At 71.8% G+C, this 21905-nt stretch carries 25 protein-coding genes; 15 read left to right on the top strand and 10 right to left on the bottom strand.

Annotated features, from left to right (window positions below):
- From pstC to ACYVLJ_RS11400, 4 genes are all read right to left on the bottom strand, one after another.
- Window positions 1-921, bottom strand: a complete 921-nt coding sequence (gene pstC, locus ACYVLJ_RS11415; protein ID WP_451969901.1) for a phosphate ABC transporter permease subunit PstC — start codon at window positions 919-921, stop codon at window positions 1-3.
- A gap of 198 nt (window positions 922-1119) precedes the next feature.
- A complete protein-coding gene (gene pstS / locus ACYVLJ_RS11410; protein WP_451969599.1) occupies window positions 1120-2250 on the bottom strand; it encodes a phosphate ABC transporter substrate-binding protein PstS in 1131 nt (376 codons plus the stop codon).
- 225 nt (window positions 2251-2475) lie between these two features.
- Window positions 2476-3381, bottom strand: coding sequence for a GNAT family N-acetyltransferase (gene mshD / locus ACYVLJ_RS11405; protein ID WP_460438558.1), 906 nt, complete (start codon window positions 3379-3381; stop codon window positions 2476-2478).
- A 66-nt stretch (window positions 3382-3447) separates the two neighbouring features.
- Window positions 3448-4200 (bottom strand): winged helix-turn-helix transcriptional regulator, encoded by a 753-nt coding sequence (locus tag ACYVLJ_RS11400; RefSeq protein ID WP_460438557.1) that lies wholly within the window; start codon window positions 4198-4200, stop codon window positions 3448-3450.
- 154 nt (window positions 4201-4354) lie between these two features.
- Between ACYVLJ_RS11400 and ACYVLJ_RS11395 the strand changes: the two genes are divergently transcribed.
- From ACYVLJ_RS11395 to ACYVLJ_RS11350, 10 genes are all read left to right on the top strand, one after another.
- Window positions 4355-5251: an LmeA family phospholipid-binding protein gene (locus tag ACYVLJ_RS11395; protein ID WP_451969605.1), complete on the top strand. Its 897-nt coding sequence runs from the start codon at window positions 4355-4357 to the stop codon at window positions 5249-5251.
- Between the two features lie 11 nt (window positions 5252-5262).
- On the top strand, window positions 5263-5688 hold the full coding sequence (locus ACYVLJ_RS11390) for a TlpA family protein disulfide reductase (protein WP_451969607.1): 426 nt from the start codon (window positions 5263-5265) through the stop codon (window positions 5686-5688).
- A 263-nt stretch (window positions 5689-5951) separates the two neighbouring features.
- Window positions 5952-6383, top strand: a complete 432-nt coding sequence (locus ACYVLJ_RS11385; RefSeq protein ID WP_460438556.1) for a DUF4395 domain-containing protein — start codon at window positions 5952-5954, stop codon at window positions 6381-6383.
- Between the two features lie 28 nt (window positions 6384-6411).
- Entirely contained in the window at window positions 6412-7248 is an 837-nt protein-coding gene (locus tag ACYVLJ_RS11380; protein ID WP_460438555.1) for a sulfurtransferase, read from the top strand.
- The gene (locus ACYVLJ_RS11375; RefSeq protein ID WP_451969613.1) at window positions 7248-7559 is read left to right on the top strand and encodes a DUF1416 domain-containing protein; all 312 of its coding nucleotides are present in this window, start codon (window positions 7248-7250) and stop codon (window positions 7557-7559) included. The genes ACYVLJ_RS11380 and ACYVLJ_RS11375 overlap by 1 nt, the downstream gene beginning before the upstream one ends.
- Window positions 7560-7676: 117 nt before the next feature.
- Window positions 7677-9050: an efflux MFS transporter permease gene (locus ACYVLJ_RS11370; protein WP_460438554.1), complete on the top strand. Its 1374-nt coding sequence runs from the start codon at window positions 7677-7679 to the stop codon at window positions 9048-9050.
- A gap of 112 nt (window positions 9051-9162) precedes the next feature.
- Complete coding sequence (locus ACYVLJ_RS11365; RefSeq protein WP_451969617.1) at window positions 9163-9777, top strand: heme-binding beta-barrel domain-containing protein; 615 nt, start codon at window positions 9163-9165, stop codon at window positions 9775-9777.
- A gap of 4 nt (window positions 9778-9781) precedes the next feature.
- Window positions 9782-10378, top strand: a complete 597-nt coding sequence (locus ACYVLJ_RS11360) for a 5-oxoprolinase subunit B family protein (RefSeq protein ID WP_460438553.1) — start codon at window positions 9782-9784, stop codon at window positions 10376-10378.
- Window positions 10375-11220 carry a 5-oxoprolinase subunit C family protein gene (locus ACYVLJ_RS11355; protein WP_460438552.1) on the top strand — a complete coding sequence of 282 codons (846 nt, stop codon included), beginning with the start codon at window positions 10375-10377 and terminating at the stop codon, window positions 11218-11220. Before ACYVLJ_RS11360 ends, ACYVLJ_RS11355 begins: the two co-directional genes overlap by 4 nt.
- 98 nt (window positions 11221-11318) lie before the next feature.
- Entirely contained in the window at window positions 11319-11744 is a 426-nt protein-coding gene (locus ACYVLJ_RS11350; protein WP_460438551.1) for a hypothetical protein, read from the top strand.
- On the opposite strand, the gene ACYVLJ_RS11345 is transcribed toward ACYVLJ_RS11350, so the two are convergent.
- Window positions 11723-12571 (bottom strand): aminodeoxychorismate lyase, encoded by an 849-nt coding sequence (locus ACYVLJ_RS11345; protein ID WP_451969623.1) that lies wholly within the window; start codon window positions 12569-12571, stop codon window positions 11723-11725. The genes ACYVLJ_RS11350 and ACYVLJ_RS11345 overlap by 22 nt on opposite strands.
- 31 nt (window positions 12572-12602) lie before the next feature.
- On the opposite strand from ACYVLJ_RS11345, the gene ygfZ reads away from it, so the two are divergent.
- From ygfZ to ACYVLJ_RS11330, 3 genes are read left to right on the top strand one after another with little or no spacing between them, the layout of a single operon-like run.
- Window positions 12603-13733, top strand: coding sequence for a CAF17-like 4Fe-4S cluster assembly/insertion protein YgfZ (gene ygfZ / locus ACYVLJ_RS11340; protein WP_460438550.1), 1131 nt, complete (start codon window positions 12603-12605; stop codon window positions 13731-13733).
- Window positions 13734-13782: 49 nt separating this feature from the next.
- Window positions 13783-14346 (top strand): RsiG family protein, encoded by a 564-nt coding sequence (locus ACYVLJ_RS11335; protein ID WP_451969627.1) that lies wholly within the window; start codon window positions 13783-13785, stop codon window positions 14344-14346.
- On the top strand, window positions 14343-15278 hold the full coding sequence (locus ACYVLJ_RS11330; protein WP_460438549.1) for an asparaginase: 936 nt from the start codon (window positions 14343-14345) through the stop codon (window positions 15276-15278). Before ACYVLJ_RS11335 ends, ACYVLJ_RS11330 begins: the two co-directional genes overlap by 4 nt.
- Before the next feature lie 56 nt (window positions 15279-15334).
- On the opposite strand, the gene ACYVLJ_RS11325 is transcribed toward ACYVLJ_RS11330, so the two are convergent.
- Window positions 15335-16231: a hypothetical protein gene (locus tag ACYVLJ_RS11325; protein WP_460438548.1), complete on the bottom strand. Its 897-nt coding sequence runs from the start codon at window positions 16229-16231 to the stop codon at window positions 15335-15337.
- Between the two features lie 207 nt (window positions 16232-16438).
- Here ACYVLJ_RS11325 and ACYVLJ_RS11320 point away from each other — a divergent pair, with 207 nt between their 5' ends.
- Window positions 16439-16627, top strand: coding sequence for a DUF3073 domain-containing protein (locus ACYVLJ_RS11320; protein WP_086684206.1), 189 nt, complete (start codon window positions 16439-16441; stop codon window positions 16625-16627).
- A gap of 105 nt (window positions 16628-16732) precedes the next feature.
- Complete coding sequence (locus ACYVLJ_RS11315) at window positions 16733-17587, top strand: 3-hydroxybutyryl-CoA dehydrogenase (protein WP_451969634.1); 855 nt, start codon at window positions 16733-16735, stop codon at window positions 17585-17587.
- On the opposite strand, the gene ACYVLJ_RS11310 is transcribed toward ACYVLJ_RS11315, so the two are convergent.
- The 4 genes from ACYVLJ_RS11310 to ACYVLJ_RS11295 form a co-directional block, all read right to left on the bottom strand.
- Window positions 17578-18405 (bottom strand): ECF transporter S component family protein, encoded by an 828-nt coding sequence (locus ACYVLJ_RS11310; protein ID WP_460438547.1) that lies wholly within the window; start codon window positions 18403-18405, stop codon window positions 17578-17580. The genes ACYVLJ_RS11315 and ACYVLJ_RS11310 overlap by 10 nt on opposite strands.
- A gap of 205 nt (window positions 18406-18610) precedes the next feature.
- Window positions 18611-20221 carry an ABC transporter ATP-binding protein gene (locus ACYVLJ_RS11305; RefSeq protein ID WP_460438546.1) on the bottom strand — a complete coding sequence of 537 codons (1611 nt, stop codon included), beginning with the start codon at window positions 20219-20221 and terminating at the stop codon, window positions 18611-18613.
- Window positions 20218-21279 carry an energy-coupling factor transporter transmembrane component T family protein gene (locus ACYVLJ_RS11300; RefSeq protein WP_460438545.1) on the bottom strand — a complete coding sequence of 354 codons (1062 nt, stop codon included), beginning with the start codon at window positions 21277-21279 and terminating at the stop codon, window positions 20218-20220. Before ACYVLJ_RS11300 ends, ACYVLJ_RS11305 begins: the two co-directional genes overlap by 4 nt.
- On the bottom strand, window positions 21269-21898 hold the full coding sequence (locus ACYVLJ_RS11295; protein ID WP_460438544.1) for a hypothetical protein: 630 nt from the start codon (window positions 21896-21898) through the stop codon (window positions 21269-21271). Before ACYVLJ_RS11295 ends, ACYVLJ_RS11300 begins: the two co-directional genes overlap by 11 nt.
- Window positions 21899-21905: the final 7 nt, after the last annotated feature.

Raw genomic sequence — 21905 nt, 5'->3', positions numbered from 1 at the left:
TCAGTCGCCCTTCTGGCCGATGATGGACCGCGCCGCGAAGTTCACGACGAAGGTCAGCACGAACAGGACCAGACCGGCCGCGATGTACGCGCCCGCCGAGGTCTCGTTGTTGAACTCGCTGTAGTTCGCGGCGATCTTCGAGGCGAACGTCGAACCGCCGTCGAAGAGACTCCAGTCGAAGTTGCGCCCCTGCGGGATCAGCAGGATGACGGCCAGCGCGATCGTCTCGCCGAGCGCGCGGCCGAGGCCCAGCATCGACGCGCCGACGTAGCCCGCCTTGCCGAACGGCAGCACGGTGGTGCGGATGACCTCCCACCGCGTGGCGCCGAGCGCCAGCGCGCCTTCGATGTGCGGCGTCGGCGTGCGCTCGAACACCTCGCGCGACAGCGACGTGATGATCGGCAGGATCATCACGGCCAGCACGATGCCGGCGGTGAAGATCGTGCCGCGCACGCTGGGCGCGACGTTGCCGGGCGCCAGCAGCGGGAACCACGAGAACGTGTCGTTCACCCACTGCGAGAACGGCTCGATCGCCGGGGCGAACACGAGGATGCCCCAGAGGCCGAAGATGATCGACGGCACCGCGGCGAGCAGGTCGATGACGTAGGCGAACGGCCGGGCGAGCCGCGACGGCGCGTACTGGGTCAGGAAGAGCGCGATGCCCAGCGAGATCGGCATCGCGATGACCAGCGCCACGAGCGACGTCGCCACCGTGACCTCGAGCAGGTCGAGGATGCCGAACGCCATGTTCGCCGGGTCGTTGGTCGACCAGCCGTGGTTGGTGAGGAAGTTGACCTTGTCGGCCTTCAGCGCCGGGATCGCCTGGATGAGCAGGAAGAGCCCGATCAGGCCGATCAGGGCGACGACGAAGATCCCGGCCCCGGTGGTCAGGTTCTGGAAGATGCGGTCACCGGGCCGCACCTTCTTCGGTTTCTCGCTCGCGGGCGGCTCTTTCGCCGCCGGCGGCGCTGGCTGCTCCGAAATCGGGACCTCCGGGGGCGTGGTGGCCGACGACGAACGCCCACCGGGGTCGCCGGTGGGCGTTCGCGTCGAGGATGACTCGCTCATCGACAGTTCTGTCCAGCCTGTCTCAACTCGATGAAGTGTCGCAAGACCGGGTCAGGAGATCGCCTTGACGGAGTCCAGGACCTTGGTCTGCAGCGACTGCGGGATCGGCACATAACCCTTGGCGGACAGCGGCTGCTGACCGTCGGTGGCGGCCACCGTCAGGAACGCCTTGACGGCCTTCGAGACGTCCGGGTTCGCGTACTTCGAGCAGACGATCTCGTAGGTCGTCAGCAGCAGCGGGTAGGCACCCGGGGTGTTGCTGGCGTAGATGCCGTTGAGGTCGAGCGCGAGGTCCTTCGAGCCCTCCTTCAGGAACTTGGCCGAGTCGAGCGACTTCGCCACGTTCGCCGCGTTGAGCTCGACGCCGCCGGAGCCGCTGTCGATCAGCGCCGGGGTCAGGCCGTCCTTGGCGAACGCGCCCTCGACGTAGGTGATGCCGCCGTCGGAGGCCTTCACCGCGGTCGCGACACCGTTGGAGCCCTGCGCACCGTTGCCGACGCCACCGTTGAACTTCTTGCCGGCACCCTTGGTCCAGTCGGCCTTCGCCGCCGCGCCCAGGTACTTCTGGAAGTTGTCGGTGGTGCCCGACTCGTCGGAGCGGGAGACGACCTGGATGGCCTTGTCCGGCAGGTTCAGGCTCTCGTTGCCCTTGACCGCCTTGATGGCCGGGTCGTTCCACTTGGTGATGCCACCGCTGAAGATCTTGGCGATGACCGACGGGGTCAGCGTCAGCTTGTCGACCCCGGAGAGCTTGTAGGCGACGGCCACCGGGCCGACGACCATCGGGATGTTCCAGGCGTCGCTCGCGCAGCGCTTGTTGGCCGCTTCGAGGTCCGCGCCGGTGATCGGCGAGTCGGACCCGCCGAAGTCGATCTGGTTGGCGTTGAACTGCTTGACGCCCGCACCCGAGCCACTCGGGTTGTAGTTGACCTGCTGGCCCGAGCACTTCTTGCCGTACTGCTGCGTGAAGATGTCGATGGCGTTCTTCTGGGCCGAGGAACCTTCGGCGGACAGCGGGCTCTTGCCACCGCACTGGACGTCCGCGGTACCGGTCGCAGCAGGCGCCGAAGCCGAGTTCGAGCTGCTGCTGTTGGACGCCGCGGGGTCGGAACCACAGGCGGCGAGCACGAGGGCGGCGCTCGCGACGATGCCCACCGCGCTCAGGGGCCGCATGATCTTCACTGCTGTTTCCTCCATCAGGAGCTTGACCGGGTCGCCGCGGCGTGCTGCCGCGCCGGATCCGGACATTAGGCAGCGCCGGTGGACGGGTGCCCCTCTCCAGATGAACGAGAAGTGAACAAGGCCCCGGATGTGAGCAGTGCTACTAAGCCGAAAGTGGGCCGTGTCCCGGCCGTGACCTGCGCATTCGCGCACGGTGACGAACCGTTCGCACGGCGTTGATCGTTGTCACCGACCGTATTGGACGTCGGTTTCGTGACGCGTGAACCCGAGCTTGGTGTAGACCGCCAGCGCCGGGGCGTTGTCGCCCTCGACGTACAGGATGATCTGCCCGAGCCCCTCGCTCGCGAGGTACCGCAGCCCGGCCAGCGTCAGCGCCCGGCCGAGCCCGCCGCCCTGCGCCGCGGGGTCGACGCCGACGACGTAGACCTCGCCGACCCGCTCGCCGTCGAAGCGGCCCGGCGCCGGCTCGTGGACCTTCGTCCAGTGGAAGCCGATGACCGTGCCGTTCTCTTCGGCGAGGAAGAAGCCGGCCGGGTCGAACCACGGCCGGGCCTCGTCGGCGCGGATGTCGTCGGCGGTCAGCGCGCCCTGTTCGGGGTGCCAGTCGAAGGCCCGGGCGTTGACCCGGACGACGGCGTCCTCGTCCTGCCCCGGCACGAACGTCCGCAGCGAGACGCCTTCGCGCAGCCGCGGCTCCGGCCAGTCCGCGCCCTTGACGTCGGTGTGCAGGATCAGCAGCTCGCGCTTGCGCTCGAGCCCCGCGCGCAGGGCCAGCTGCCGCGCCGCGGGGTGGTCGCCGTGCGCCCAGATCCGGAACCCGACCGCGGCCCGCTCGTCGACGGCCTGGAGCAGCTTCGCGCCGTAGCCGCGGTTGCGGTGGGCGGGGTGGACGAACAGCTCGGCGACCTGGTGGCCGAACGAGTCGCCGGTGGTGTCGAGGTGCGCGTAGCCGACGACCTCGCCCTCGACGCAGGCGACGAGGTGCTCACCGCCGTCGAACTCGCCGGGCAGAGGGCCCTCGGGTTCGACCTCGGGCCGCCCGTCGGCTTCGCGCACGGCCAGCAGCAGCCCGCGCACGTCCTCGAGCTGCTTGTCGTCCAGTTCCTGGCGCCACTCCCCGTCTCCGCTCACCCTGCGACCGTACCCGCGCGCGAGGCAACTCGAGCGGTGTCGGGGCGTCCTGGGAGTGTGACGGCGTCAGCGCGCGAGTTCGGGCGTCTCGGCCGGGGCTTCGACCGCTGCCGGGGCCGGGGCCTGGCGGGGCGCGCCGCCCTTCGCGGGCCGCTCGAACTTGTAGCCGACGTTGCGCACGGTGCCGATCATCTGCTCGTGCTCCGGGCCGAGCTTGGCGCGCAGCCGCCGGACGTGGACGTCGACCGTGCGCGTGCCCCCGAAGAAGTCGTAGCCCCAGACCTCCTGCAGCAGCTGGGCGCGGGTGAACACCCGGCCGGCGTGCTGGGCGAGGTACTTGAGCAGCTCGAACTCCTTGTAGGTGAGCTCGAGGGTGCGCTTGCGCAGCCGCGCGGTGTAGGTCGCCTCGTCGATGACCAGCTCGCCGACCCGCAGCTCGGCGTCGACCTGCGCGGACCCGCCGTCGCGGGTGGTGACCAGCCGCAGCCGGGCGTCGACCTCGGCCGGGCCCGCGGTGGGCAGCAGGATGTCGTCGGTGCGCCACTCGGCGCTGACCGCCACCAGCCCGCCCTCGCCGACGACGGCGATGATCGGGGTGGCCGCCTCGTCCTCGCCGGCGCCCTTGAGCAGGCGGCAGAGGCTCTTCGCCGAGGCCAGGTCGCTGCGCGCGTCGAGGAGGATCACGTCCCGGTGGCCCGCGTCGAGCAGGGCCGTCACCTCGGGAGGCCGGACGCGTACGGTGTGCGGCAGCAGGTCCAGCGCGGGCAGCACCGACGTGGCATCGGCCTCTGCGGTCAGTACCAGAAGGTCCAGGCTCATCAGCCGCACCGCCTTCTCAAAGTCGTCGCCTCACGGTGGCGTTAGTCGGTGCTAAGTGAGAATAGCGGCTGAACGGCCGGGCACCTAACCCTTGCTGGATCGATCACACCTGGAGAAAGCCCCGGTGTCCCCGACGAACAGGAGTACGGACGCGATGGTGAGCAGGCCCGTGACCCGGGACGACCGACCCGCACCGAGGCCGGACGCGCGGCGCCGCGGACGCCGGGCACGGCGCTGGGTGATCGCCCTCGTCGTGCTGGTGCTGCTGCTGGTCGGCGCCGATTTCGGAGCCGCCGCGTACGCCGAGCACACGATCTCCCAGAAGGCCCGCACGCAGCTCCAGCTGACCGACGACCCGTCGGTCACCATCCACGGCTTCCCGTTCCTCACGCAGGCGCTGGGCGGTGACTACAGTCACATCAGCGTGTCGGCCTCCGGCGTGCCGGTCGGCGACAAGCTCCAGGACGTCGCGCTCAACGCCGAGCTCGAGGACGTCAACGCCCCGCTGTCGGACCTCACGAACGGCAACACCAAGGCGATCACCATCGGCAAGCTGACCGGCTCGGTCACCATCAAGGCCGCCGACCTGGCGCGCGTCTCGCCGCTGGACAAGATCAAGGACCTGCGGATCGACCCGGCGAGCACGGACTACGTCCAGAACGGCGACAGCGGGCAGAGCGAGCCGACGCCGACCACGACGACCACCGAGGGCCAGGCCGACCAGGACGAGTCGAGCACGGGTGTCCGCATTTCGGGACACCTCAAGTTCGCGGGCAAGGATCTGGAAATCTTCTGCTTCGCGATGATCGAGGCGGACGCGAAGAACGGGGCGATCAACTTCATCCCGAAGCGGCTGCAGTTCGGGAATGACCAGGAGACCACGGTCGTTCCCCAAGCAGTGCAGAAGGCGCTGATGCCGAACTTCAACGCGTCGATCAACACGAAGGACCTGCCGCTGTCGGTCACCCCGACCGGCGTGCGGGTGCAGAGCGGATCGGTGACGATCAAGGGTGAAGCGACCAACGTGTCCTTCGCGGAGCTGAGCAAGTAGGGAGGCGGCCGGTGACGGGGCTGTGGGTGCTCGTGGCGGTGCTGGTCGTGGCTTCGGCCGTGGGCCTGGTGCTGCGGGCGCGCAACGGTCGCGTGCGGGACGCCAAGCCCGTGCGTGAGCTGCCCGGCCCCGTCACCGACGTCCTCGACCCGGCGTCCGCCGTGACGCTGGTCCAGATCTCCACCACCTTCTGCGCGCCGTGCCGGCACGCGAAGGCCGTGCTCGCGCCGCTGGCCGAGCGCACCGACGGCCTGCACCACGTCGAGCTCGACGTGACGAACCAGCCGGAGGTCGCGCAGTCGCTGGCCGTGCTGCGCACGCCGACCACGATCGCGCTGACCCCGGACGGCCGGGAGCTCCTGCGCGTCGGCGGCGTCCCCAAGGGCCCCGAGCTGCTGGACGCCCTGCGGCCGCATCTCACGACTCGGACGCGCTGACCAGGCTTTGTCCCGGATAGCGGGAATCGTCCCAAGGTATGAACGTGGTTCCCACTCTGAGGGAGCTCTGGGTACCCTCGCACCCGTGACCGGGCTGACCACCTTCTTGACGCAGCGACGCGCAGTCGACCTCTGCCGCGTCCGCAGCAGCCTGTGTCGCGTTCAGCCCGACCGGCGCTGAAGCACGTCCGGTCCCCAGCCAGCCCTGTTGCCGCTGACGCGTGCCGTTCGCACGCACCCCCTCTGCTCCAGCTGGAGGAACCATGCCCGCCGGACCGGCCGTCGACCCGCGAGGCCCGCGGTTCGCCGCCATCCTGACCACGATCGTGCTCGCGGTCGTGCTGGTCACCCAGTGGTGGCCGCTGCTGGCCGCCCAGACCGTCGTGTTCGCCATCGGCGCCTTCGTCGGGCTCAAGCCGGCGCCGTACTCGATCGTCTACCGCGCGCTCGTGGCCCCGCGCCTCGGCCCGACGTCCGAGCGTGAGGACGCGGCCCCGCTGCGGTTCGCCCAGGCCGTCGGGTTCGTGTTCGCGCTCGTCGGCACGATCGGGTTCGCCGCGGGGATCACCCCGCTCGGCATCGTCGCGACGGCGTTCGCGCTGTTCGCGGCCTTCCTCAACGCGGCCTTCAACTTCTGCTTGGGCTGCGAAATGTTCTTGCTCATCAAACGCTTCACCCCCGCCCGCGCGTCCTGAAGTTCAACCAGAAAGAGAGTTCTGTCCCATGAGCCGTGAAGACGTCCTGGTCACCACCCAGTGGGCCGAGGAGAACCTGGACACCCCCGGCGTCGTGTTCGCCGAGGTCGACGAGGACACCACCGCCTACGACGGAGGCCACATCCGGGGCGCGGTGAAGTTCGACTGGCGCAAGGACCTGCAGGACGGGGTGCGCCGCGACTTCGTCTCCAAGGAGGGCTTCGAGAAGCTCCTGTCGGAGAAGGGCATCTCGAACGACGACCGCGTGATCCTCTACGGCGGCAACAACAACTGGTTCGCCGCCTACGCGTACTGGTACTTCAAGCTGTACGGCCACGAGAACGTCCAGCTGCTCGACGGCGGGCGCAAGAAGTGGGAGCTCGACGGCCGCGAGCTGAACTCCGACGAGGTCAAGCGCGACCGCACCGACTACAAGGCCAAGGACCAGGACCTGTCGCTGCGCGCGTTCCGCGACGAGGTCGTCCAGTCCATCGGCGCGAAGAACTTCGTCGACGTGCGTTCCCCCGACGAGTTCTCCGGCAAGCTGCTCGCCCCGGCGCACCTGCCGCAGGAGCAGTCCCAGGTGCCCGGCCACATCCCCGGCGCGCTGAACGTGCCGTGGGCGAAGGTCGCCAACGAGGACGGCACCTTCAAGACCGAGGCCGAGATCGACGAGCTCTACAAGGAGCAGGGCATCGACCCGGCCAAGGGCACCATCGCCTACTGCCGCATCGGTGAGCGCTCCTCGATCGCGTGGTTCGCGCTGCACGAGCTGCTGGGCCACGAGGACGTGAAGAACTACGACGGTTCGTGGACGGAATACGGCTCGCTGGTCGGCGTGCCGGTCGAGTTGGGAGCCAAGTGATGGCGGTTGACGACAGCTGCGGCGCACCGGTCCAGGAGGCCACGCCGGCGGACTACGACACCAAGGGCCAGGTCGTGCTGGCCGGCAAGGTGACCGGCGCGAACGGGCCGGTCGGCGGCGCGTTCGTCCGGCTCCTGGACGGCGGCGGCGACTTCACCGGCGAGGTGGTCTCCTCGGCCGACGGCGACTTCCGCTTCTACGCGGCACCGGGCGACTGGACGGTGCGCGCGCTGCACCGCACGGGCAACGGCGAAGCCTCCGTCACGGCGGAGGGCCCGGGCCTGCACCAGCTGGCGATCTCGGTCGGCTGAGCGACGTGGTCCGTGAAGGCCACATCGAGGGACTCGGAGTCCCTCGATGTGGCTTTCACTGCTTTTCGGCACCCGGGGAGTTGACCTCGACCCGCCTCGGGGCCGCACCATGATTAGGTGACCCTAATTTCTCCGGTGACCCGGCGGACCGGACTGCTGGCGGCCGTGTTCCTGGGCAGCTTCATGGCCCTGCTCGACGTCAGCGTCGTGAGCGTGGCGCTGCCGACCATGCAGCGCACGCTCGGCACGAGCTTCAGCGGCCTGCAGTGGATCGTCGACGGCTACACCGTCGCGCTCACCGCCGTGATCCTCTCCGGCGGCACGCTCGGCGACAGGTACGGCCGCAAGCTCGTCTACCTGTCCGGCCTCACGGTGTTCACGGTCGCGTCGGTCGGCTGCGCGCTGGCCCCGACGCTCGAATGGCTGGTCGCGGCCCGCGTGGTGCAGGGCTTCGCGGCCTCCGCCGTGATCCCCGGCTCGGTGGCGCTGCTCGCGCACGCTTTCCCCGAGCCGGCCGCGCGGGCGCGCGTGATGGGGCTCTGGGGCACGGTCGCGGGCTGCGCGCTGGTGCTCGGACCGCTGATCGGCGGCCCGCTGACCGACGCCTTCGGCTGGCCCGCGATCTTCTTGGTCAACGTGCCGATCGGGCTCGTCGCGGTGGTCACGGGCCGCCGCGGGATCGCGGAGTCCCGCGACCCGGCGCACGGTGCGCTCGACCTGACCGGCCAGGTGCTCGGCGCCCTGTGGATCGGCCTGCTGACGTTCGCCGTGATCGAAGCCGGCCGCCTCGGCCCGAGCCCGTCCGTGCTGGTCACCGGCGTACTCGGGCTCGCCGCGCTGGCCGCGTTCATCGTGGTCGAACTGCGCGTCGAGCACCCGATGCTGCCGGTGCGCCTGTTCGCCCGGACGCGGTTCTCGGTCGCCATCTTCGCCGCGTGGAGCCTCGGGTTCGCGGCCTACCCGGCCGTGTTCCTGATCGGCGTCTACCTGCAGCAGGCCCGCGGCGCGACAGCGACCGAGGCGGGCGTCCAGATGCTGCCGTACGTGCTGGCGAACGTCGTCGCGGCGTTCACCGCCGGCCGGCTCTCGGCGCGCTACGGCGCGGAACGGCTGCTGCCGGTCAGCTACTTCGTCGCGGCCGTCGGCTCCTTCGCGTTCCTCGCGCTCGGCGCGGACAGCCCGTACTGGCTGGTGGCGATCGCGTTCGCGCTGGCCGGCGCCGGGGTCGGGCTGTCGGTGACGCCGTCCAACATCGTCGGGCTGGCCGGGCTGCCGGGCCACCGCAGCGGGATCGCGTCGGCGACGGTCAACGCCGCGCGCCAGACCGGGACCGCGCTCGGCGTCGCCGCCCTCGGCGCGCTGGTGGCGGGCGGCTCGACGCTGCCGGGCGGGCTGCACCTGGCCATGGGCGTGGCCGGGGTGGTGCTGCTCGCGGTGACCGTGCTCACCGCGGCGACCCTGCGCCGGGCCGGGTGCGGGGCGGCGGACTAAGCTGCCAGCCGTGGAAGCCTTGTTTACGACCCTCCTGGTGCTGGCGGGCGTCGCGATCACCTGGTTCGCCGTGTACGTCGTCTACCGGCTGTACGCCGACCAGCGCTGACGCATGACGGCCAGCGGCGACGACGCCATCGCGGCAGCGGACATGCGCGCCGGAAGCACGCGGACGCGCAACCTCCCGCTGTGGGACGACCTGCCCATCCCCAACGACACCGCGAACCTGCGCGAGGGGCCGAACCTCAACGACGCCTGCCTCGCGCTGCTGCCGCTCGTCGGCGTCTGGCGCGGTGAGGGCGAGGTCGACTACCCGACCATCGACGGCCCGTACAAGTTCGCGCAGCAGCTCACGATCGCCCACGACGGCCGCCCGTTCCTCATCCACGAGTCCCGCTCGTGGCTGCTGGACGAGGACGGCAACGTCATCCGCCCCGCCGCCCGCGAGTCCGGATTCTGGCGGCCGCAGGAGGACGACACGATCGAGCTGCTGCTCACGCACAACACCGGCATCGTCGAGCTGTACTACGGCAAGCCGCGCAACCAGACGTCCTGGGAGCTCGGCACCGACGCGCTGATCCGGACCTCCACCGCGAAGGACGTCACCGCGGCCCAGCGGCTGTACGGCCTGGTCGAAGGCTCCCTCGGCTACGTCGAGGAGCGCGCGATGGTGGGCCAGGAGATGCAGCCGCACTCTTCGGCCCTGCTGCGCCGCGTCGTCGGCTGACGCCGTGCGCTGGCGGCGCTGTGGCGAAGACGCCGCCGTCCTGGACTGCGACTCCCTCGAGCAGATGCGGGCGGCCCACGCGACCGTGGCCGCCGCGCGTCCGCCCGGGGTCGTCGACCTCGTGCCCGGTGCCCGGAGCCTGCTGGTCGTCGGGGATGTCGCGGCCGTGCGGGCGTTGCTCGACGACGCCGACCTGACGCACCCGCCCGCCGGTGAACCCCGCGAAGTCACCCTCGACGTCCGCTACGACGGCGAAGACCTCTCGCTCATCGCTTCCGACGCCGGGATTTCCCCGGACGCCGTCGCCGACCTGCACACCGGGGCCGTCTACACGGTCGCGTTCACCGGGTTCGCGCCCGGCTTCGGCTACCTGACCGGGCTTCCCGAGCCGTTGCGGCAGCCGCGGCTCGAGTCGCCGCGGACCCGCGTCCCGGCCGGTTCGGTGGGCTTGGCGGGCGAGTTCACCGGCGTCTACCCGCGTGAGTCGCCGGGTGGCTGGCGGCTGCTCGGGCACACGTCGGCGACGCTGTTCGACCCGCACGCCGACCCGCCCGCGCTGTTCGCCCCCGGCGACCGCGTCCGGTTCCGGAGCGTCCGATGAGGTCGCTCGAAGTGCTGGACCCCGGCCGGTACGCGCTGGTCGAGGACCTTGGCAGGCCGGGTTACGCGCACCTCGGCGTCGCCCCTTCGGGCGCGCTGGACACCTCGTCGCTGCGGCTGGCGAACCGCCTGGTCGGGAACGACCCGGGTGCGGCGGGTGTGGAAGCCCTGCTCGGCGGCCTTTCCGTGCGGCTCACGGCGTCGGCGACGGTGGCGGTGACCGGCCCGTCGGTCGACGTCCGCGTCGACGACCGGCCGGCCGGCTCCCACGCGCCGGTGCCCGTCCGCGCCGGGCAGGTCCTGACCATCGGCACCCCGGCGGCCGGGCTGCGCTGCTACCTCGCGGTGTCCGGCGGGATCGCCGTCGAACCGGTGCTGGGCAGCCGTTCGCGCGACGTCCTGTCCGGCATCGGCCCGGCGCCCCTGGAAGCCGGAGACGTGCTCCCGCTCGGCGAGCCCGGCATCCCGGCGGGCGCGGACGTCGTCGTCCCCGCCCCGGCACCGGGCGAGCTCGTGGTGCCGGTGACGCTCGGCCCCCGCGACGACTGGCTCGACGACGTGGCCGCCGGGCTGTCGGCGTGGTGGACGGTGACAGCGGAGTCGAACCGCGTCGGCCTGCGCCTCGACGGGACGCCGCTGCGCCGGGCCATCGAAGGCGAGCTGCCCAGCGAAGGCGTCGTCACGGGCGCGATCCAGGTGCCGCCCAGCGGGCTGCCGGTGGTGTTCCTCGCCGACCACCCGACGACCGGCGGCTACCCCGTCGCGGCCGTCGTGCGCGCGGGCGCCCTGAGCGCGCTCGCCCAAGCCCGGCCGGGCATCCGGGTGAGGTTCCGGCTGTCCTGAACCCGCTGTACCGCCACGAGAGTGAGACCGCGGTCACGCGGTGCACCCTTCCGGGTAGGGGCTGGAACCATGTCGCGCCGTCGCCCGTCCTGATAGGCGTGGAACAGGTGACGATCAGCGGTGGCACGGGTTTCCTCGACGTGAACTCGCGAGTGCGGGCGGAGCTGCCGCAGTCGCTGCGGATCGCGCTCGCCACCGGTCAGCTGCGCCGCCCGCTGGCCACCACGCTCGGCCCGGTGCTCGACCTGCTCGTCGACGGCGACTACCGCGTCAGCGGCCCGGAACGGCTGCCCGACGAGCAGGTGCTCACCCCGACCGGCACCTGGCCGCCGTCCGACGAAGCCCGCGTCGGCTACTACCGGACCGCGATCCGCACCGGCCACCGCCCGGTCGCGGTCCTGCTGGCCGACGGCGACCGCGAGCTGATCATCGACGGCCACCACAAGATCGCGGCCTACCAGGCCGAAGAAGTCGCGCCCGCCGTCGTCCGGATCAGCCTCGGTCAGGCGTACTCGGCCTCGTAAGCGGCCACCAGCTCGGCGTAGACGGCGGACGAGTCCGGCAGCCGCTCGCCGTCCAGCGTGTGCACCCGGGTCAGCTTGCGCACGCTCGAGGCCATGAAGACGCCGTCACCCCCGGTGAGGTCCGGCACGGTCAGCGGCTCGACCTTGACCGCCCAGCCCGCCTTCTCGGCGCCGCGGAAGAGCGCGGCCTGGGTGGTGCCGGGCAGGATGCCGACGTTCGACGGCGGCGTGTAGAGCGTCCGCCCCTTCGCCAGCACCACGGTCGACGTCGGCCCTTCGAACACCGAACCGTCGGCGGCGGTGAAAATCACATCGTCGGCCCCGCGGCGGCCCGCCTCGCGCACCGCGGCCATGTTCATCGCGTACGACAACGGCTTCGCCCCGAGCAGCAGCCAGGGCGCGCGCTCGGCGAGGTCCGGCGGGAACCCACGCTCGAGGGTGATCGCGGCGACGCCCTCTTCGCGGGCCGTCAAGATCGACCGCGGCACCTCGGACCCGAGCGCGAACCCGGTCGGCACCGCGGCCGGGTCGCCGTCGGAACCCCTGGTGTACACCAGTTTCAGCGTCATTTCACGCCCGCCGGTCCACCGTTCGAGCACCTGCTCGACGACGCGTTCCCACGCCGCGAGGTCGGGCTCGGGCAGGTCGAGCATGGCCGCCGAGCGGGCCAGCCGTTCGAGGTGCGGCCGCAGTTCGCGGGGCCTGCCGTCGACGACCAGGATCGTCTCGAAGACGCCGTCGCCGCGCAGCAGACCGAGGTCGTCGACCTTGATCTGGGCGGCATCGGGGTCGGCCGGGGTTCCGTCGAGGAGGACGAGCACGCGCATGCCGCCACCGTACTCACCTAGGCTGGGCGGTATGCCGTACCGCTCGCCGCTGCTGGACGTGCCCGGATCGATCCCCGCCCCTGACGACCACCCCGAAGCCGGCGTCCCCTGGCACTGGGGAGACCCCTTCGCGGAGCAGCGCACGGCGTCGCGCGGCGTCGTCGTGATCGACCGGTCGCACCGCGAGTTCCTCACCGTCACCGGCGAAGAGCGGCTTTCGTGGCTGCACCTGGTGATCTCCCAGCACGTCACCCAGCTCGCCGAGGGCACCGGCACCGAGGCGCTGGTGCTCGACAGCCAGGGCCGCGTCGAGACGCACATGGTGGTCGCCCACCTCGACGGCACCGTCCACCTGGACACCGACCCGGGCACGAGCGTCACCAGCGCGCTGCCCAAGGGCGGCCCCCAGACGCTGCTCGAGTACCTCGAAGCCATGAAGTTCTGGTCCAAGGTGGACATCCGCGACGCGACCGGCGAGTTCGCGCTGCTCACCGTGCTCGGCCCGGACGCCGAGCGCGTGCTGAGCGCGGTCGGCGCCGAGGTCGGCCCGGAACCGTACGCGGTCGCGGCGCTGCCCGGTGGCGGTTTCGCGCGCCGGATGCCGTGGCCCGGCCGGACCAGCGTCGACCTGGCGGTGCCGCGACCGGCGCTGGTCGAGTGGTGGAAGCGGCTCACCGACGCGGGCGCCCGGGCGGCCGGCAGCTGGGTCTTCGACGCCCTGCGCGTCGAGTCCCTCCGGCCGCGGCTGGGCGTCGACACCGACGAGCGCACGATCCCGCACGAGGTCGGCTGGGTCGGCTCGGCCGCGCACGTCGCGAAGGGCTGTTACCGAGGCCAGGAGACGGTGTCGAAGGTGCACAACGTCGGCCGTCCGCCGCGCAACCTGCTGCTGCTCCACCTGGACGGCTCACCCGAGGTCACGCCGGAAACCGGCGACCCGCTGCTGCTCGACGGCCGCACCGTGGGCCGGATCGGCACGGTGATCCAGCACCACGAGCTCGGGCCGATCGCGTTGGCGCTGGTCAAGCGTTCGACGCCGGTGGGCGCGGAGCTGCTGGCCGGTTCGGAGGACAACCTCGTGCAGGCGGCGATCGACCCCGATTCCGTCCCTTCGGAGCAGCCCGCACCCGGCCGTGCGGCAGCGGCGCAACTTCGTGGCTGAACGAAAGCCCCTGACAGCGGGATCACGCTCAACCGGGATAAACTGCGCTGTGATCGAAGTGCGGCCCGGCGGCAGGCGGCGAATCGACCGCGTGCTCGGCCCGGGGTACCTCAGCGGCCTGGGTGAACTGCCGCTGAAGGTGCTGCGCGAGCGGCGCGACGAAGCCGCGCAGGAGGAGACCGACCTCTCCTACCTGCGGCGGCTGCTCCACGCCCGGATCGACATCGTCCGCGCCGAACAGGCGCGCCGCAGCTCCGGCGGCGAGTCGAGCATCGTCGACCAGCTGGCCACCATCCTCGCCGACAACGCGCTGGGCCCGGCCGCGGGCTCGGGACGGCACCAGCAGCTGGAGCCGTCCCGCGCCGGCGAGCACCGCCGGCACGCGGAAGCCCTGATCGGCGACACCGACCTCACCGACGTCGAGACCCTGACGGACGAGAAGCTCGCCTCCGCTTTGGACACCTACGCCAGCGAGGAGCTGTCGGTGTCGTCCTTCCGGCGCGAGGTCCAGGGCGTGATGGACACGCTCAACGCGGAGATCGCGAAGCGCTACCAGCAGGGTTCGGCCACTGTGGACGAGCTGCTGGAGAACGAGGGCAGGACCGGCGAGTGACCAACCCCGTCCTCGCCGAAGTCGTCCGCTCCGGGTTCGTGGAAAGCGTCCACCGCGGCGCGCTCGTGGTCACCGGCCCCGAAGGAGAAGCCCGGCTGGCCCTCGGCGACGTGACATCGCCGGTCTTCCCGCGCTCGTCGAACAAGCCGCTGCAGGCCATCGGGATGCTGCGCGCGGGCCTGGACTTCACGGGCGAGGACCTGGCGCTGGCGTGCGCGTCGCACTCCGGCGAGCCCGGGCACGTCAAGCGGGTCCTCGAGCTGCTGGCCGCGGCCGGACTGGGCGAAGACGACCTAGCGTGCCCGCCGGACTTCCCGCTGCACGTGCCGAGCATGCGCGACGCCGCCGAGCCCCGGCGCGTGATGATGAACTGCTCGGGCAAGCACACGGCCATGCTCACGACGTGCGTCCGAGCCGGCTGGCCGACGGCCGGTTACGAGGCCCCGGACCACCCGTTGCAGCAGGCGATCGCGGCCGCGGTCGAGGAGCTGACGGGCGAGCCGATCGCCCACACGGGTGTCGACGGCTGCGGCGCACCGCTGTTCGCGTTCTCCCTGACGGCGCTGGCCCGCGCGTTCGGCCGGGTGGCCCTGGCGCCGACCGGCCCGGCATCGGCGGTCGCCTCGGCGATGCGCGCCCACCCGTGGCTGGTCGCGGGGACGGGCCGCGAGGACACGGAGCTGATGTCCACCGTGGACGGTCTGGTCGCCAAGGGCGGCGCGGAGGGCGTCCACGCGTTCGCCCTGCCGGACGGTTTCGCCGTGGCGATGAAGATCGACGACGGCAACAAGCGGGCGTGCGCACCGCTGGCCGTCGAGGCGCTGCGGTACCTCGGCGCGGACGTGTCGGGCCTGGACTCGCTGGCGCACGGTTCGGTGCTGGGCGGCGGCCGGGCCGTCGGAGAGGTGCGGGCTGCTCAGCTGCGCGGCTGAGCAGCCCCCGATGTCCACGCTACTGGTGGGCACCGACGGTTTCGGGGCCGCGACCGTCAGTTCGAGCGTTCGCGGGCGGCGAGGTCTCCCCAGAACTCGCGCAGGTCGCTGAACAGCTCGGCCAGCTCCTCGACGTTGCCCGAGCGCAACGCGTCCAGGATGTCGTGGACCTCGTCGGCCGTGTTGTCGGACTCCAGGATCGGGTCCGCGAACAACTGCACCAGACCGCCGTAGTCGAGTTCGACCACCGAGTCCGCGTGGAAGTTGTCCAGCCAGCGCCGCGTCTCGTACAGCACGCGGCCCGGGCCGGAGTCGCCGAACGTCTGCTCCAGCAGTTCGCCCGCCTCGCGCGCGCGGTGCTGCGCGTCGGCGAGGGTCGTCCGCCAGGAGAGCTCGCGCTTCGGGTCGTCGCGGCCGCTGCCCAGCACCAGCCGCCGCTCGTCCGGCTCGACCAGCACGAACCACGGCAGCGGGACGGTCCAGGCCGTCGAAAGCGTGTGCGCCGCCGAAGTGCTCAGGTCCGCCATCGCCGACTTCGTCCGGGCGCGGATCGTCTCCTGCGTGAAGCCGCCCTCGTCGAGGACGACGTTCTTCAGCGCCGGGTGCGCGTCCCCGATGAAGGTGACCAGCGCGGCGGCCGAACGGGCCCGGAGTTCCAGCGGGCAGACGAACGGCCCGTGCCCGGCCTTGCCGTCCGGCACGTCTTCGGGGTCGAGGACCAGGACGTCGGTCAGCAGGCTCGGCGCGGCCCGGCCGTCGGCGAGCTCGGCGGGCAGCAACCGCCTCGGCGCGGCGACCTGTGACTTGAGCCACATGGCCTGCTCGCGCGCGCCCGCGTCCGTCCGCCGCAGCTTGGCCGCCGCGACGGCCGCACGCAGCCGTTCGTCCGGCGGGTCGCCCAGGGCGAGCAGGGGTTCGTACACCCGCAGGTAGGCCACGAAGGGACGGAGCACCAGTAGATCGTGGCACGCCTACCTGCGCCGATCGCCACCGACCGGCCGGTAACCGGTGTCCGGCCGACACTGTCACCACCGGCACACCGTGCCACGTCGCATCCAACCCCCCGGACACGGTACGGTGTGAGCAGGAAAGAATTGTCGAGACGATGCGGGGCCGCCGATTCCCCCGGCCGCCCCGCCCCTGTGCGAGGGGGTCGAGCCATGGGGCGCGGCCGGGCTAAGGCCAAGCAGACGAAGGTGGCGCGTGAGCTCAAGTACAGCTCGCACGAGACCGACTTCGATGCTTTGCAGCGCGAGCTGTCGAGTAACTCCTCCAGCAGTCATTACGAGGAGTCCGACAGCGAAGATCAAGACCCGTACGACGACGGGTACGACGAGTACCGTCGTTGAGCACGCGTAACCGCGCGAGGGCGAGCCGGGCACAACCTGGCGACCGCCCTCGCGCGCTGCGTGCTGCCCAAGAACGGGCCTGCGAAGCGATGAAGGAGTGAGCCGGTGGTAAGTCGGGTTGGAGTCGTCGGAGCGGGCCTGATGGGGTCCGGCATCGCCGAGGTGCACGCGCGGGCAGGTGTCGACGTCCTGGTCACCGAGGTGAACCAGCCGGCGCTCGACGCGGGCAAGGCGCGCATCGAGAAGTCGCTGCAACGCGGCGTGAAGAGCGGCAAGCTCTCCTCGGAGGACGCCGACGCGGCCCTGAACCGCCTCCGCTTCACCACCGACATCGCCGAGTTCGCCGACCGCGAACTGGTCGTCGAGGCGATCCTCGAGCAGGAGCAGGCGAAGGTCGACGTCTTCCGCCAGCTGGACAAGATCGTCGAGGCGGAGGACGCGCTGTTCGCGTCCAACACGTCGTCGATCCCGATCATGAAGCTCGGCATGGCGACGAGCCGGCCGCAGCAGGTGGTCGGCATCCACTTCTTCAACCCGGTGCCCGTGCTGCCTCTGGTGGAGCTGGTGCCCTCGCTGCTGACCAGCGAGGAGACCGCCCGCCGCGCGGAAGAGCACGCGACGAACGCGCTGGGCAAGACCGTGATCCGCTCGCAGGACCGCGCCGGGTTCATCGTGAACTCGCTGCTGGTGCCGTACCTGCTTTCGGCGATCCGGATGATCGAGTCGGGCTTCGCCTCGGCCGAGGACATCGACCGCGGCATGGAGCTGGGCACCGCCCACCCGATGGGCCCGCTGCGCCTGTCCGACCTGATCGGGCTGGACACCATCAAGGCCATCGCGGACTCGATGTACGCGGAGTTCAAGGAGCCGCTGTACTCGTCGCCGCCGCTGCTGCTGCGCATGGTGGACGCGGGCCTGCTCGGCAAGAAGACCGGCCGGGGCTTCTACTCCTACAGCTGAGCCTGCTCGAACCTGACGGGCGCGTCGAAGGCCGCCCGCCTCGCGGCGCGCCGCAGGACAGCCAGGACGGCCGGCCCGAGCACGACGATGGCGACGGCGTTGGTGATCGCCCGCCCGGTGTCCCAGCCGAGGGTCGACGTCAGCACGGTGTACACCGCGAACCGGTGGAGATTTTCGGTAAGGGGCGCGCCGGGCACGAAGCTGAGGTCGGTGGTCGTGCCGGCGAGGAACGGCCACGACCACAGGCTCATCAGCAGCCCGAAGAAGTAGGCCGCGAAGACGCCGTAGGCCACGAGCATGGCGACCTCGGCTTTGCCGCGCGGCTTCCGCGGCAGCAGCCCGGCACCGAGCCCGATGAGCGACGACGCAAGCATCTGGAACGGCAGCCACGGCCCCACCCCGGCGGTGAGCAGCGCGCTGGTGAAGAGCGAAGTCGAACCGAGCACGAACCCGAAGCCGGGCCCGAACACCCGCCCGGCGAGCACGAGCAGGAAGAACACCAGCTCGATACCGCCGGTCCCGGCCCCGAGCGGCCGCAGCCCGGCGTTGACCGCCGAGAGCACCCCGAGCAGGGCGAGTGCTTTGGCGTCGATGCCGCCGCGGGACAGCTCGGCCAGGACGACCAGGATCAGGATCGGCAGCGTCGCCATGAAGACAAAGGGCGCGTCGGTGCTGTGCGCGGACACGCTCGGCTGCGGGCGCGCGAACAGCGGCCAGCAGAACATGGCCAAGCCGAGAACGGTGGCGGCGGCGAGGACGAGCGCGGGCCGCGGCGCCAAGCGGACGGCGCGGGGCGGCGGGCCGAGGAAGTCGGTCATGCGGCCGCTCCCGGTGCGGCGGCGCGCCGAGCCGGGTCGAGCACGAGCCGCCGGGAACCGGCGCCGGGCGAGCACTCGCCACGCAGCTCGCCGCTCCGGCCCTCGCCACGGGGCGTGCCGAGGCGCCGGCCAACCGGCCGTGTGGTCGGTCGGGGCAGGCCTTGGCTTCCCGCCCGCCCCCACCCTCCCGCCGCCTCCGCCGTTCTCATGCCAGGGCCTCCGCGACCTCGTCCACCGTCAGCCATTGCTGCGGGGCCAGGATCTTCGCCACCTGCGGGGCGAACGCCGGTGATGCGACGATCACCTCCTTCGTCGGGCCGTCCGCCACCACCTCGCCCTCGGCCAGCACCACCACGCGGTGGGCCACCGTGGCGACGAACTCGACGTCGTGGGTCGCCAGCACTATCGCGTGGTCCTGCGAGGCCAGCTCTCGCAGGACCGACGCGAAGCGCCGTTTCGCGTGGTAGTCCAGGCCGCGCGTCGGCTCGTCGAGCAGCACCACCGGTGGGGCCGACGCCAGCTGGATCGCCAGCACCACCGCCAGTCGCTGCCCTTCCGAGAGGTCGCCGGGGTGCGCTTCACCGGCGATCCCGGGGGCCAGGCGGTCCAGCAGGGCCCGGGCCGTCCCTGCCGGGACCTCGGATTCGGTGTCGGCCTGGGCGCACTCGGCGTCCACCGAATCGAGGTACAGCAGGTCGGCCGGGGTCTGCGGGACCAGCCCCACGCGCCGACGGGCCACTCGTGGCTTGAGCGACGCAGGATCCTCGCCGCCGACGTCGACCTTCCCCGCCGACCTCGGGCCGCTGCCCTGCACCGCCCAGAGAAGCGACGACTTGCCGGAGCCGTTGCGTCCCATCAGCGCGACTATTTCCCCCGGTCCGACGCGCAGGTCCACCCCGCGCACCGCCAGGACATCTCCGTACCGGACCACCACCCCTCTCACGTCCAGTGCCGAACTGGTCACCGAGAGAGTACGACCCACCACCGACAATTTCGGGGAAAGAGGCTGCAGCCGAGACCGCAGCGGCCCCGCGACCCGGCGCGCGTCCCGCACCGACAACGGCAGCGGCGACCAGCCCGCGAGCCGTCCGAGCTCGGCGATCGGCGGGGCGATCGAAGACGTCGCCAGGATCTCCGCGGGCGGGCCGGAGCGCACCGAACCGTCGCCCGGCAGGTACAGCAGCCGGTCTGCGTACTGCGCCACGCGCTCCATGCGGTGCTCCGCGACGACGACCGTCGTCCCGAGGTCGTGCACCAGCCGGGTGATCGCCGCGAGGACGTCCTCGGCCGCCGTCGGGTCCAGTGCCGACGTCGGTTCGTCGAGCACCACGACGGACGGGTGGGCGGTCAGCACCGAACCGATCGCGACGCGCTGCTGCTGCCCGCCCGACAGCGTCCGAAGTGGACGGTCGCGCAGCTCGGCGATCCCCAGCAGGTCGAGGGTTTCTTCGACGCGCTTGCGCATGACGTCCGGCGGCACCGCGAGCTGCTCCATCGCGTACGCGAGCTCCTCCTCGACGGTGTCCGTCACGAACCCGGCCAGCGGGTCCTGGCCGACGACGCCGACGACCGAAGCCAGCTCGCGCGGCGGGTGCGATGCGGTGTCGAGCCCGTCGACCAGCACCCGCCCGGCCAGCCGCCCGCCGGTGAAGTGCGGGACGAGCCCGTTGATCGCGCCGAGAAAAGTCGACTTGCCGGCCCCGGTCGGCCCCGCGACCAGGCACAGCTCACCCTCCTCGACCTGCAGCGAGACGTCGGAGAGCACCGGCCGAGCCGCGTCCGGGTAGGTCACCGTGACCCGCGAGAACTCGATCACCGGAACACCCCCGACGAAGAAGGCGCCACGAACGCCGGCACGGCCGCGACGAGCAGGGACACCACGTGCACCAAGGAAACCTCCGGCCAGCGCAACGGACTCAGCGACGGGTAGAGGTTCCCCGGATCGACCCGTGCGGACACGAACAGCAACGCGCACGCCCCGGCCCCGGAGAGCGCGACCAGCGTTTCGGGCCACCGCCACGGATCGGGCCGGTACGCCGTCCGCCGCACGCGCCGCCCGCCGAGGACGAACCCCGCGACGGCCACCAGCAGCCCGAGCGCCAGCAGCGGCAGGCCACGCCACGACGACGTCCCGTCGAGCACGCCGTAGACGCCGACGCACACCCCCACCAGCCCGAACAGGACACACGAGGCGATCAGCGCCCGCACCCCAGGGCTCAGATACGCCCGGCGCCCGTAGCCCCGGGAGTCCATCGCGGCCGCCAGCCGCAGCGACCGCTCCATCGCGTCCTCCAGCACCGGCACCACGATGCCCTTGACCGCCCGCACCCCGCGAGTTCGCCCGGCACGCAACCGCCGGGCCCGCCGCACGCGGTGCACGCTTTCGACGAGCTGCGGCGCCACCGTCAGGGCCACCGTGACCGCCGTGCCGACTTCGTACAGCGCTCCCGGGACCGCCTTGAGCAGACGTTTCGGGTTCGCCAGGGCGTTCGCCGCCCCGACGCAGACGACCATCGTCGCGAGCCGGAGGCCGTCGTAGAAGCCGCCGAGCAGCGCCTCCGCCGACGTCGGCCCGAGCAGCGACAGCCCGGCGGTCAGGGTGATCCGCGGCAGCGTGACCAGCACGTGCCCGCCGTCCTCGCCGCCGACCAGGATCCGGAACAGCACGCGCGTCACGACGATCACCGCGCCGACGTAGGCGTACAGCCGGAACGCCAGCGCCCAGGGCGCGTCACTACGCCGGCTCGCGACGACGAACCCAGCGACGGCGATGATCAGGCCGAGCAGCAGCGGGTTCGTCGTCCGGCTGGCGGCGACGGCCAGCGCGAGCGCCCACACCCACCAGGCGCCGGGGTGCAGGGCCCTACTGCGCACGCCGGCGACGCGCGACGACGATTCCTGCGCCGGCGACCAGCACGACCACGACGATCCCGATCACCAGGCCCCACGGGAACGAACTGCCCTGGTCAGCGGGCGCGGGTGCGGGCGAGGCGGCCTGACGCACCGGGGCCACGCGAGGCGGCGCCGGCAGGTCGTTCGCCGACTTCGGCCGCGCGAACGCCCAGCCCTCGAAGCCGTTCGCGACGGGCTTCGCGGTCTGGGCGCCTTCCTGGCTCGACTGCCACGTGCCGCCCGGCGACGCGTGCCAATAGCTCCAGTACGCTGTGGCCGACGGCATCCCCGCGCACGACTCGACGTCGGGCCCGGGCTTGCCGTTGATCCGGCAGGCGACGGCCAGGCCGTACTTCTGCGAGCCGGCGACCTCGATCCCGGCGTCCTGCAGGGCCGCGATGCCGTTCGCGGGCGTGCCGGCCGCGCACCGGACCAGCGGCTGCGGGCCCAGGTCGCCGAAGTCGACGACCACCGTGACGCCGACGCCCTCGCCGCACGACCCGTCCGTGCCGGTCGCCGAGGCGGGTGCGGCGCCGGTGAGGCAGGCGCCCAGCAACAGGGCGGAGACGGTGGCGAAACGGGCGAAGCGCGCGGCGATCATGCTGGCA

This window comes from Amycolatopsis stemonae, assembly GCF_054781455.1.
The sequence above is the reverse complement of the archived record's forward strand: the minus strand, read 5'-3'. Positions and strand labels throughout refer to the sequence as shown.